Origin of the sequence: Gemmatimonas sp. (assembly GCF_041689975.1) — a bacterium.
GTDB lineage: Bacteria > Gemmatimonadota > Gemmatimonadetes > Gemmatimonadales > Gemmatimonadaceae > Gemmatimonas.
In genome coordinates this window covers 1-12054 of sequence record NZ_JBDNFF010000155.1, presented here as the reverse complement: position 1 = coordinate 12054, position 12054 = coordinate 1, and the positions used below count along the sequence as shown (strand labels likewise).

At 64.0% G+C, this 12054-nt stretch carries 11 protein-coding genes; all 11 read left to right on the top strand.

Annotated elements, in window-relative coordinates; all coding sequences use genetic code 11:
* Positions 1 to 352 precede the first annotated feature (352 nt).
* Entirely contained in the window at positions 353 to 1879 is a 1527-nt protein-coding gene (locus ACESNG_RS10265; protein WP_373061290.1) for a LysM peptidoglycan-binding domain-containing protein, read from the top strand.
* A 194-nt stretch (positions 1880 to 2073) separates the two neighbouring features.
* Entirely contained in the window at positions 2074 to 3045 is a 972-nt protein-coding gene (locus tag ACESNG_RS10260) for an NAD-dependent epimerase/dehydratase family protein (protein ID WP_373061288.1), read from the top strand.
* The gene (locus tag ACESNG_RS10255; RefSeq protein ID WP_373061286.1) at positions 3042 to 3782 is read left to right on the top strand and encodes a MotA/TolQ/ExbB proton channel family protein; all 741 of its coding nucleotides are present in this window, start codon (positions 3042 to 3044) and stop codon (positions 3780 to 3782) included. Before ACESNG_RS10260 ends, ACESNG_RS10255 begins: the two co-directional genes overlap by 4 nt.
* A gap of 2 nt (positions 3783 to 3784) precedes the next feature.
* A complete protein-coding gene (locus ACESNG_RS10250; RefSeq protein ID WP_373068848.1) occupies positions 3785 to 4198 on the top strand; it encodes an ExbD/TolR family protein in 414 nt (137 codons plus the stop codon).
* Positions 4195 to 4944 (top strand): TonB C-terminal domain-containing protein, encoded by a 750-nt coding sequence (locus ACESNG_RS10245; RefSeq protein WP_373061282.1) that lies wholly within the window; start codon positions 4195 to 4197, stop codon positions 4942 to 4944. The genes ACESNG_RS10250 and ACESNG_RS10245 overlap by 4 nt, the downstream gene beginning before the upstream one ends.
* A 4-nt stretch (positions 4945 to 4948) precedes the next feature.
* A complete protein-coding gene (locus ACESNG_RS10240) occupies positions 4949 to 6283 on the top strand; it encodes a hypothetical protein (protein WP_373061280.1) in 1335 nt (444 codons plus the stop codon).
* Between the two features lie 39 nt (positions 6284 to 6322).
* Entirely contained in the window at positions 6323 to 6880 is a 558-nt protein-coding gene (locus ACESNG_RS10235; RefSeq protein WP_373061278.1) for an OmpA family protein, read from the top strand.
* A gap of 65 nt (positions 6881 to 6945) precedes the next feature.
* Positions 6946 to 7743 (top strand): tol-pal system YbgF family protein, encoded by a 798-nt coding sequence (locus tag ACESNG_RS10230; protein ID WP_373068846.1) that lies wholly within the window; start codon positions 6946 to 6948, stop codon positions 7741 to 7743.
* A 25-nt stretch (positions 7744 to 7768) separates the two neighbouring features.
* Positions 7769 to 8533 (top strand): twin-arginine translocase subunit TatC, encoded by a 765-nt coding sequence (gene tatC, locus ACESNG_RS10225; protein WP_373061274.1) that lies wholly within the window; start codon positions 7769 to 7771, stop codon positions 8531 to 8533.
* Positions 8534 to 8580: 47 nt separating this feature from the next.
* Entirely contained in the window at positions 8581 to 11517 is a 2937-nt protein-coding gene (locus ACESNG_RS10220; RefSeq protein WP_373061272.1) for a putative LPS assembly protein LptD, read from the top strand.
* Positions 11480 to 12054: aromatic amino acid lyase (locus tag ACESNG_RS10215; protein ID WP_373068844.1), on the top strand; the 575-nt coding region annotated here is incomplete at its 3' end. The genes ACESNG_RS10220 and ACESNG_RS10215, both read left to right, overlap by 38 nt.

Genomic DNA, 12054 nt, shown 5'->3' with positions numbered 1-12054 from the left:
GGCGAGGACATGGAGAGCGCGCCGCGTCGCGCGGCGCCTCCGTCGCGTCCGAAGACGGCAGCGGCACCGTCGGCTGGGAAGGAAGAGTTCGGAGACTTTCCGGGCGCGCTGGAAGACGAGGACGACGATCTGCCCTTCTGATTCGCTCTACGATTCATGGTGGCCGCCGTCGGGGAATCCCGGCGGCGGCAAATGTGATGCGGTTGACCATTACCGTGATGCGGCCTGCGTTACGCGCGTCCATTGCAGGCGTCTCCGGTGTGGGCACCTCGCAGGCAGTCATGCAGGCGAGTCGAGGGCCCACCAGCGCCCCGGGTGGGGGCGCGTAGTCTTTCCACTGTGAGGCCCGCTGATGCGCGCTGCAAACCAGTCGCCGTCGTCTACCGCCATCGAATCCAGCCGGGTGCTGAATCCGGTTCATCGTATTTGTGTGGCGCTCCTGGCGACGCTCGCTCTTCTGCTCGTCTGGCGTCCTACCGTCGTTCACGGTCAGGAAGCCGACGGTCGGATTGTGCCCGTCACCGATTCGACGATCGATCAGGTCAAGGATTCCGCGACCACGAGCCATGTAGTCCGTCGCGGTGAGACCCTGTGGGGGATTGCGGCGAGGTACTACGGTGATGGTCATCAGTGGCCAGCGCTCGCAAGGCGCAATCGGATTGCGACGACCGGTCCGGCACCATTGCGGGTCGGGATGAAGTTGACCGTGCCGGCCTCGCCGACCTTCCGTGGTGCGAAAGCGGCCGCGGTGGCCGCCGCCCCGGCGGACTCCACGGTGCCCAGTGTCGCGCTGGCCAAGGCGGGAGAGGGCACCTTGCCGCCTCCGCCTCCCGCGCGTCCCTCCGGTTCGCTTTCAGCGCAAACCGCAAGTAAGTCCAACGCGGATGCCGGAACGGCTGCCGCCGCCACGAAGGGTCGTGCCCCTGCGAAGTCGGACAAGGCCGCGAGGGTGGCGGCCATCGACACCGTCGCGAAACCATTGATCGAGCCGGATACGTCCCGGGTCAACTTCCAGCCTCCGCATGCGAGCGAGTTGACGATGTCGCGCAAGGGGACGCGCATCGGTTTGACCGATCTCGAGTCGCAGGAAGCATCGCGAAAGAGCAGCGAAGTGGAAACGGTCTTCCATCGCGATATGCCCGATGCCGCCGAAGCGGAGCGTCGGACGCGCGCCGTGCTTCGTCCCAATACGCCTGCGCCGCGACAGGCTGAGTTCGATGCGGCGCCGTTCGTGGTGCTGCAGTTGGAGTTGGCCAAGGCCGGATCGATCACGAAGCGGGTGGGCTCGCTCGCGAGTGCCGAAACCGAGTATCCGCAGCGCGCGATCATCACGGACCAGATCGAAGTGCGTCCGCCGGCCGGAGTCACGTACACGGTTGGTCAGCGGTTCGTAGCGATAACAACGCCTGTCGGCGCCGACAAGCAGTCGCTGATCGCCATTCCGGCGGGCATCATCGAGATCGTGCGCATCGAACCAGGAAAGCCAGTCCTCGCGGTCCTGAAGCGTCAGTCGGGCCGGGTTGAGCAAGGTCAGCGGCTGCTGCCGGCGACCGGATTGTCGGCGCCTTGGCTGATCGCTTCAAAGATCGCCGAACCAGATGTCAACACCAGCGTCACGTGGATAGACCCGCACGAGTTGCAGCCCACGCTACAGAGCTTCCTGATGCTCGCTGCCGGCACGTCACAGGGCGTGAAAGCCGGCGACGAATTCGGGATCTACCGGAGCGGCACCAAAGCGCAGCCCTCGCAGGAGTCGCTGGTGGCGACGGCTAGGGTGGTGCGGAGCGAGGCGGCGGGCAGTACGGCCGTGATCATGCGCCAGTATCAGTCGGACATCGGCGTTGGCCTTGCGGCCCGTCGTGCGGCCAAGGCCCCTTGACGATGCGAACCATGTGAGGCAACGCGCGACGTGACCCGCGTCGCCTCGTCCCGCTTTCGATCGAGCACTCGTATGCGCCGAGGCCCCATGGGCGTCGGCGCGTGTGTACATTGGGGGATGTTCCGTCTCAAACGGCGCCCTGACGAGACGAAGGCGACGGCGGATTTCCCCATTGGATCGAGGAAACGAACGGCATGGCAAAAACGGTCGTGGTGACGGGTGGTGCAGGGTTTATCGGATCCCATGTCGCGGACAGATTTCTGGCCGAAGGATGGGAAGTCACCATCGTGGACGACCTGTCGAGTGGACGTGAGGAGAATATCCCGCCAGCGGCACGCTTTGTCCGCGGTGATATCACGACGCCGGAATCGGCCGCGCTGATCCGCGACGGCAGGTTCGACGTGATGTGTCATCTCGCCGCGCAGATCGATGTGCGCCGCAGCGTGCTGGATCCGGTGTACGATGCCACGCGCAACATCCTCGGCACGCTCAACCTCATGGAAGCGGTCCGCGCCGGCGGCCATCCTACGCGCACTATTCTGTCGTCGACGGGTGGCGCGCTGTACGGCGATTTCGATCCGCCTCCAAGCGCCGAATCGAACAGCAAGGATCCCGAAGCACCGTACGGCATCGCGAAGTTGTCGACCGAGTACTACCTCGCGTACTACGGGCGTGTGCATGGTCTCGACAACGTGGCGCTGCGCTACGGCAACGTGTACGGTCCTCGTCAGGATCCGCACGGCGAAGCCGGTGTGGTCGCCATCTTCTGCAATCGCCTGCTCGACGGTCGTGCGCTGACCGTGTTCGGCGATGGCGAACAGACGCGCGATTACGTCTACGCCGGTGACGTCGCCACTGCAAACTTCGCCGCCGCGACGGTCGATCTCCCGCCGCGCGGGCGACTCGATGCCCGCGCGTTCAACATCGGCACGTCGATCGAAACGTCGGTGAACACGCTCGCGGAAACGCTGCGCGCGGTGTCGGCGGCGTATGCTCCGATCGACTATGCGCCGGCGCGCGCCGGCGAGCTCGCGCGCTCCGCGCTGGACACCACGAAGGCCCAGGCAGTGCTTGGCTGGACGCCCAAGGTCACGCTGCGCGATGGACTCGAGAACACGTATCGCTTCTTCGCCGATCGTCGCGCGCGGCTGGAGACGCCGGCGTGACGGCGGTGGCCGGACTGTTCGCGGCACTGCAGTTGGCGAGCGAGCGAGAGGCGTTACCGTCGTCCATGCTGGGAATGCTGATCAACAGCGATCCCGTGACGAAGAGCGTGTTGGCGCTGCTCGTGGTGCTTTCGCTGATTTCGTGGGCGATCATGTTTTCGAAATGGCGCGGGTTCAAGATGGCTGAGACGAACGGCCGAGCCTTCGTGGCCGAGTTCGAGCGCGCGCGCGGCATGGACGACGCCCTGCTGATCGCGCAGCGGGCCAAGCCGAGTGCGTTCACGGCGGTATTCGGACGCGCCGTATCCTTCCTGAACGACACGAAACCAGCGCTCGGCGCGACGAACGATCGCACGGCGCGACTCTCCGGTTCTCAGGTCGAGGCGTTGCGTCTGGTGCTCGATGCCGAAGGGTCGAAGGCGCGTGAAGAGCTCGGACAGTACATCCCTTGGCTGGCAACGGTCGGTAGCGTAAGCCCGCTGATCGGCCTTTTCGGCACCGTGCTCGGCGTGATCGAAGCGTTCATCGGCATCGGACAGAAAGGCTCCGGAAACATCCAGGCCGTGGCGCCTGGCATCGGCACCGCGCTGATGGCAACGGCCGCGGCGCTCGCCGTGGCCATTCCGGCGGCATTCGCGTACAACGTCTTCGCCTCGCGTTTGAACCGTTTCGATGACGCGCTCGAAGGATTCGGCTCGGAGCTGATCGCGCTGATGGTGCGCGAAGGGCGGATCTGAGTATGCGTCGCGGTCGCCGTCGGGAGCGCGCTGGCGTCAACGCCGAGATCAATGTCGTGTCGCTCATCGACGTGATGATGCTGCTCATGATCATCTTCATGATCACGGCGCCGATCATGCAAGGTGGCGTGGATATCGCGTTGCCCACGGCCGACGTCGCGCCGCTCGAGCCGAAGAACGGGCTCGTCATCACGGTCGATCGTCGCGGCCAGATTTTCATCGACGAGACGAGGTTGTCGTTCGAAGAATTCGCCGGCAGCATCAAGGCGCTTTCGGACAAGAAGGGCGGCGGTGGCGTGTATCTACGGGCCGATGAAGCGGTGCCCTATGGCACGGTTGTGCGCATTGTCGCCGCGATGAAGGCCAAGGGTATCACGGATGTCGGGCTCATCGCTGAACCGGACGGCGCGCGGTGAGTCTGTCGCGCGCGGCGAACAGGCCGACAACGCTCGGGCGCGGTATCGCCTTCTCGGCGACGGTGCACGTGGCGCTCGTGGCGGCCGCGCTGTGGTGGGGAGCGCGCACCGCGGCGCCGCGTCCACCCGTGTATCGCGTAGAGCTGGTCGGAGCACCACCGGGGCCGCGTCAGGCCGGCGTGGTGACTCCAGCCGCGCAGCCGGCGGCGCAGGCGCCCGATATCGCGGGTGCGGAACGGGTCCCGGAAGAGAAAATGGTGCCGACCGCCTCGAACGCGAAGAAAGTCTTGCCGCCGCCCAAGGCGACGCCCTCGACCTCGCGCACGAAGAAGGCGGGCTCCAAAACCGCATCGCCGACGTCCACAAAGTCGACCACGGCGCCGAAGGCCGGTGCGGGTGCGCAGGGGGGCAAGGGGGCGGATGTTGCGAACCTCAACATTCGCGGGATCGAGTTTCCGTATCCCGGGTATCTGCAGAATATCGTGCGGCAACTCACGCTGAACTGGACGCCGCGTCGCGTCTCTGCGTCCCTCGTGTCGGAAGTGAAGTTTACCATTCGTCGCGACGGCTCGGTGATGGCGATCGAAGTCGTGAAGGGATCGGGTGATCGCATCTACGATCTCGATGCGATGGGGGCGATCGAAGCGGTAGGCTCCACGCGCGGATTCGGCCCGCTCCCTCAGGGGTGGTCCGATGACGTGCTGATCGTGTACTTCACCTTTGACTATGCTCTGCGACCCAACTGACCGCATGCTCCAGATGACGTCCTGCTCGTTGCCGCGCCGGGGACGGCCGGTCCGCCCGGGCGCCGCCGCCATGTTTCTCGCCGCGATGCTGGCCGGAGACGTTGTGGTGCCGTCGCACGCCGCGGCGCAGGCGCAGCCGCCCGGCGTCAGTCTCAGCACGCGGTATGTGGCCGGCCAGAAAACCTCGTTGATCGTATTGCCGGTGAATGGTACCAACGGCGATTCGGTGGCGACGATCCTCTCGCGGGATTTCGACTACAGCGATCGTTTCAACGTGGTGTCGACGTCCAGTGTTCCAGTGGTGAACGGACCGCCGAATTATGCACTGTTTTCGAAGCTTGGAGTGGACGGCATCGTGCAGCCCACGCTCTTGTCGTCGGGCTGGGTGCGCGTCGCGTTGCACGATGTATCGAAGAAGGCGGTGCTGAACAGCAAGGACTTTCCGCTGCCCTCGCCAGCGCTCTCGCCAGCGTGGCGTTCGACCCTGCATGGTGTGTCCGATGCGGTTGAGGAGTGGATCACGGGTCAGCGCGGCATCGCGCAGACGCGCATTGCCTTTACGCGTGGCGGCCGCGTGTGGATAGTTGACAGCGATCGCGCAAATGTGACCCCGGCCACTTCTGGCGGCATGTCGCCGCAGTGGCTGCCGGGGGGGCGAGGGCTCGTGTACAGTGTGCTGGATGGTGTGCGTAATCCCATCATGACATCGGACCTCGGCACCGGATCGCAGCGCACCTTGGCCGCGTCGTCGGGCATCGAGCACAGCTCGCCGGCGGTTTCGCCTGATGGACGCACGGTGGTGTATGCACGGGGCTCGGACACGGGCACGGATCTGTACGCCATGCCGATCGACGGGGGCGCGCCACGTCGCATCACGGTTGGGCGCGGCCGGGCGAGCACACAGCCGACCTTCAGTCCTGACGGTCAGCGAATCGCCTTCATGTCCGACCGCTCAGGGCGTCCCGAAGTGTATATTAGCGATCTGGATGGAACGAACGTGGAGCTGCTGACGGCGGCGGCGTTCGGCGATCGCGACTATCGCGCGGGGCCGGACTGGTCTCCCGATGGGCGCCTCGTGGCGTTTCAGTCTCGAAACGGCGGCACCTTCCAGATCATGACCATCAACTTGCGCGATCAGTCCGTGAAGTTCGTAACCAACGACGGTCGCAACGATGACCCGTCGTGGGCACCGGATTCCCGGCACATCGTGTTTTCATCGACGCGCAGCGGGACGCGCCAGTTGTGGATCGTGGATATCGAAACCGGACGCTCGCGTCAACTCACCTTCGGGTCCGAGGCGCGTTTGTCGGCGTGGTCCCCGCGGTTATTGTCGCAGTAACCACCACTTTTTTTCACTCTACCCCCGGAGTTTTCCGACATGATGCGTGTGTCTCGTATGACCCTGGTGCTGGCCTCCGCCACGCTCGTGCTGGGTGCCTGCCGCAAGAAGCCGGTAGTCGCCCCGCAGACCGAAACCCCCGCTGTTGTCGCACCGCAGCCGACTCGGCCGACGAATACCACTCCCGCGGCGCGCGATACGATGGAAGAGTATCGCACCAAGCTGGCGGCCACGCGCGCGCGTCTGCTCGAGACCATCTACTTCGAGTATGACGCTGACGAGCTGCGCGACGATGCGAAGTCGAATCTCGACGCGAAGATTTCGGTGCTGAACGCGAATACGGCCGTGAAGATTCGCATCGCGGGTCATTGCGACGAGCGCGGCAGCGACGAATACAACATTGCGCTCGGTCGTCGTCGCGCCGAAACAGCGAAGCGTTATCTGACCGACCGCGGCATCGATGCTGGGCGCATCGAAACGGCGTCGTTCGGTCGTGAGCGCCCGGCCGTGCAGGGCACGAGTGAAGAAGCGTGGTCGCGCAATCGCCGCGACGAGTTCGAGATCATCGCCGGCGGCGATCAGCTGCGCGCCCAGTGAGAAGCGCCGCCGCACTCGGACTTCGGCGGTCGCTGCGCTCCCGGGTGTGGCGGCTGGTTCCGCTCGTGGCGCTCGTCACCACGGGCGGTTGCTTTGCCACACGCGGGGACGTGCGGATCGTGCAGACTGACATCTCGTCGCTGCGCTCGGAGATTCTCAAGAACCAGCTGGAGCAGCGCGACGCGCTGACGCAGACCATGCGGATGCTTCAGGTCGCCAGTGACTCGTTGTCCAAGGTCAGCGCGCGCACCGTGAGCATTCAGGGCGACGTGCGTGGCGAAATGCGGGCAATCCGTGAGCAGTTGCTGCAGGTCCAAACGATGCTCGGCCAGAGTCAGGCCACGATCGCCCGGTTGCGCTCGGAGATCGAATCGCGCAGCGCGGCTCCGGTCGTTACGCCGCCGACTGTCACGGTGCCGTCATCGGTACCCCCCACCAGTGGACGCACCGCGGCGCCACCTGCCGTCGACAGCGCGACCGCCCGTGTGCCCGGCCCGAACCAACTGTACACCGACGGGCGTGATCAGCTCACCCGTGGCAGTAGTGCCACGGCGCGTATCTACTTCCAGGAACTGCTCACGAACTATCCCACGTCCGACTACGCGCCCGATGCGCAGTTCTTTATCGCCGACTCGTTCGCGAGGGAAAAGAATCCAGCGGCGGCCGATGCGGCGTATGCGGCCGTGGTGAGTGTGTATCCCGGCTCTGAGAGGGCGCCGACGGCTGTGTACAAGCGCGCTCAGCTGGCCATCCAGCAGAACAACATCGCGCAGGCGCGGCAGCTGCTCGAGCAGGTGATCGCGCGCTACCCGCGCAGCAACGAGGCCGAGTTCGCGGCCGAACAACTCAAGACGCTGCGCTGACCGCGCGACCAGGACGACTTCGCTGATGTCCAGCAGTAAAAGTGTGGAAATGCCGTTTCTCGATCACCTCGAGGAACTGCGGTGGCGGCTTTTCAAATGTGCCGTGGCGATCGCTCTCGGCGTGGGCGTCGCGTTCGCGCTGTTGTACTCCAAGCAGGTCGACATCATCGCCTTCCTGTCGCAGCCGATTCAGCCGTATCTGAAGCAGCCGCTGATGGTCACGCACGTGAGCGATCTCTTCGACATCGTGATGGACGCGTCGATCACGCTGGGGTTGATTGCCGCCTCGCCGGTTCTGTCGTGGCAACTCTGGGGATTTCTGTCTCCCGCGCTGTACGGACATGAAAAAAAGGCCGTGATTCCGGCGCTGATCGGCGCCGCGGTGCTCTTCCTGGCCGGCATGGCACTGTCGTTCTTCTACGTCCTGCCCGTGACGCTCAGATTCTTCATGAGCTTCCAGAGCGGCTCCGTGCAGATCATGCAGACGGTCGATCAGTACGTCAGTTTCGTGATCTCCATGTGCCTCGCCTTCGGTGCCATTTTCGAACTGCCGATCGTGATTGCATTGCTCTCGGCCATGGGCATCGTGCAGCCGCAGTACCTCTCGAAGTTCAGGCGCCACGCGTTTCTGGGATGCATCGTGGCGGCCGCGCTCATCACGCCGGGCAGCGACCCGACGTCGTTGATCGCGTTGACGATCCCACTCTACTTCCTGTATGAAGTCTCGATCACCGTCTCGAAGTTCATCAGCCGTCGTCGCGAGCGGCGGATCGCTGCCGGGGACGAGTGAGACGATCGGTGCCCGCACGCGACCGGTGGCGTACGGTCGTTTGCGTGATGCTGAGCCTCGCGCTTGGCTCCATGATGCTCGCGAAGCCGCTCGCTGCCCAGCGGCCCACCCCCGTGCGTCCCGTGCCTGCCGGTAAGTCGGCGACAGGCACGACGCAGGGAAAGGACAGCGTGGCGCAGTTGAGCAAGGAGCGCGACGTGTTCAGTTGGATACCGCCCGACTCGCTCATGCGCGCGCTCCTTGATCGTGAGGGGTATCGCAAGGTGCAATACCAAGGCGATACGGTCTTCTTCAATGCGCTGTCGCGCGTCCTCGTCCTCAAGGGCAAGCCGTCGGCCGTACAGCGCGACGAGACGATGATTGTCGGCGACTCGATCGTCTACAACGACTCGACCAAGCGCGTCGTCGCCATTGGTGACACGGTGTTGTTGCGTGATCCGCAGCAACAGGACGCCGACGACTTCATCGCCAAGGGGCGTATCGAGTACGACCTCCAGTCCAAGCAAGGTGTCACCGGCGCCTTCTCGACGTCGGTGACGTCGGGGCAGCGTCTGTTTCTGAGCGCCGAGCGCGGCACAATTATTTCTGATTCCCTGGTGCGTGGACGGCACATCGTATTCGCCAAGAACGGCTCGTTCACATACTGCGATCACGCCGAGCCGCATTTTCATTTCACGACCAAGGACATGAAGTTCGTGTCCGAGAACGTGATGGTGGCGCGACCGGGCGTGCTGTACATCGGCGAAGTGCCCGTATTCTGGATTCCGTTCTTCTTTCAGGATGTGCGTAGCGGCCGGCGTAGCGGCATGCTCACGCCGAACTTCGGTATCGCCGAACTGTTCCGCAACAGCCCGTCGTATCGCCGCAGCATCACCAATATCGGCTATTTTCTGGCCATCAGCGATTACATGAACGCCGAGGCGTCGTTCGACTGGCGTTCCGGCGCTCGGAGTACCGATCAGGATCCGGGCTTTCTGCGTGGCAATACCGAGCTGCGCTACAAGTGGCTCGACCGATTCATAAGCGGTGAGACCGCGGTGTCGTATTTGACGCAGCGCAACGGCAATACGAACACGTCGGTGACGTGGAATCACAATCAGGATTTCTCGCGTCAGACGCGCCTGACGGCGCGCCTGAACTGGGTGCAAAACACGCAGATCCAGCGGCAGACGACTGTCAACCCGACGGCGGCCAACGCGACGATCCGCTCGCAGTTGAACTACCAGACCAAGGTCGGTCCGGCGCAGATCAATGTGGGCGGTAGTCGCGTGCAGTATCCCGGGCGCACGCAGGTCGACATGGACTTCCCGTCGCTGAACGTCACGGCGGGAACGCTCGCCGGTGGCCCCATTGCGTGGACGCCCTCGTTGCGTCTCGCGATCTCGGGACAGAGCAACATCGATCAGGGCTTGCAGTTCCCGTTCGTGTACAACATCCGCCCAGGCGGTGGTATCGATAGTGCCCGCTTCAACGCGAGCCGTCGGAACATGCAGTTGGGATTCGAGACGCCGATCAAGATCGGCGATTGGCTCTGGAACAACTCGTTCAGCTTGTCCGATCAGTATCGCGATTTTCCGGAGCAGCGCGAAATCATCGGCGTGCGCGACACGTCGATTCGTTCCACGCGCGTTTTCGCGAAGACCTACGAGTCGAACTTCGACTGGGTCACGTCGTTCGGATTGCCGCGCTTCTTTCAGGGCACGTGGAACGTGTCGCCGTCGATTTCAGTGAACAACGTGGACGGCGCGTCGGGGTTTTTCGTTCGCACCGAACGGAGCGGCGGCAAGTGGGTGCAGCAGTCGAAGCGCTTGAGCTACGCACTCTCGGCCTCACCGACGCTGTACGCGATGCTGCCCGGAATCGGACCGGTGGCGAAGCTTCGCCACTCGATCACGCCAGGTATCAGTTACAGCTACTCGCCGAATGCCAACGTGAGCGACGAGTATCTGCAGGCGCTGGGGCGTACGCGTGTCGGCTATCTCTCCGCGCTCGCCCAGAATCGCGTCGCGCTCAGTCTGTCGACCAACCTCGAGGCGAAGCTCAAGTCGGATGCGGATTCGACGCCGGAGTCGGAGTCGGGCAAGAAGATCAATCTACTGGCGCTGAATTTTTCTTCGTTATCGTACGATTTCATCCGTGCCGACTCCACGGGCAATGGATTCACCGACAGGATGTTCACGATCTCCGGCCGTACAGACCTGTTGCCCGGGCTCGACTTCCGCACGTCGTACGATCTCTTCCAGGGTGATCCGGCGTCGGATACCGCCACCTTCAGTCCGTATCGCACGGATTTCGGCGTCACGTTTTCGCTGAACGGCAAATCGGGAATTTTTGCCCTGTTCGGTCGCCTGCTCGGTATGTCTACTCCGCTCGAAGCGATCGACAGTACGAATGCGCCGCGCGATGCGGCCGACCAGAACGTCGCCCAGCAGACTCGACAGATGAACGCCGCCGGTGGTGGCAACATGCGTGGCATGCAGGCGTCGCTGCCGGCGGGTGCCGGATGGAATCTGAATCTGCAGTACAACGCGGCGCGTCAACGTCGCCCCCGTGGCGGCACACAGATCGTGAACGATCCGGCGGTCTTCTGTGAGCCGCAACGCGCGCTTGGCCTCTTCGTCTACGATCAATGTTTGATCAACGCCCAGAGCGCGCAGGCAACCGGTCTCACGTCGGGGCAGAGCGCCATCGGTGCTCCGGTGTTCATTCAGCCGGGCACGCAGAACGTGACGGCGACGATGTCCTTCGACATCACGCAGAACTGGTCAGCGCAGTGGAGCACGCAGTACGACGTGGAGCGTGCCCGGTTTGCGAGCCAGCAAGTGGGCCTGCAACGCCAACTGCATGACTGGAATGCCGTCTTCGCATTCTCGCAGACGCCGACCGGAACGTTCGCGTTCAATTTTTTCATTGCGTTGAAGGCGCAGCCGGAGCTCAAGTTCAATTATGACCGCCAAACGTTCCGGTCGTCCGGTGGACGCTGATCCGGTGGTGCGACCGCTACGGCGCGAGGACACGATGCTGTTCCTAGATGGACGTTCATTGCAGATCGCCGACGTGCTGGCGGTGGCCGACGGCACACGTTCGGTCGGTCTGGCACCGGAGGCGCGGTCGCGCATGCAGGTCACACGTGACGTTGTCGATCGCGCGGTGGCGCGCGCGGAGCCGGTGTACGGCATCAACACGGGTTTCGGTAAGCTGTCCGAAGTCACGATCGCCGGCGATCAACTCGCGGCACTCCAGCGCAATCTGGTACGGAGTCATGCGGCCGGCGTCGGTGATCCGCTCCCCGAACGCGAGGTGCGCGCGATGATGTTGCTGCGCGCGAACGTGCTCGCCACGGCGTACGCTGGTGCGCGTCCGATTGTCGTGGAATCGTTGTTGGAGATGCTGAATGCCGGTGTGTGGCCCGTCGTGCCGGAGCAGGGCAGCGTCGGCGCGAGCGGCGATCTCGCGCCGCTCGCGCATCTCGCGCTCACACTCATCGGCGAAGGCACGGCGCGCTTTCAGCGCCGCGAAGG

Excerpts from the sequence above, each read along its gene's own strand:
- ACESNG_RS10265 (WP_373061290.1), top strand. The coding sequence starts at position 353 with ATGCGCGCTGCAAACCAGTCGCCGTCGTCTACCGCCATCGAATCCAGC.
- ACESNG_RS10260 (WP_373061288.1), top strand. The coding sequence starts at position 2,074 with ATGGCAAAAACGGTCGTGGTGACGGGTGGTGCAGGGTTTATCGGATCC.
- ACESNG_RS10250 (WP_373068848.1), top strand. The coding sequence starts at position 3,785 with ATGCGTCGCGGTCGCCGTCGGGAGCGCGCTGGCGTCAACGCCGAGATC.
- ACESNG_RS10240 (WP_373061280.1), top strand. The coding sequence starts at position 4,949 with ATGCTCCAGATGACGTCCTGCTCGTTGCCGCGCCGGGGACGGCCGGTC.
- ACESNG_RS10235 (WP_373061278.1), top strand. The coding sequence starts at position 6,323 with ATGATGCGTGTGTCTCGTATGACCCTGGTGCTGGCCTCCGCCACGCTC.
- tatC (WP_373061274.1), top strand. The coding sequence starts at position 7,769 with ATGTCCAGCAGTAAAAGTGTGGAAATGCCGTTTCTCGATCACCTCGAG.
- ACESNG_RS10220 (WP_373061272.1), top strand. The coding sequence starts at position 8,581 with ATGCTGAGCCTCGCGCTTGGCTCCATGATGCTCGCGAAGCCGCTCGCT.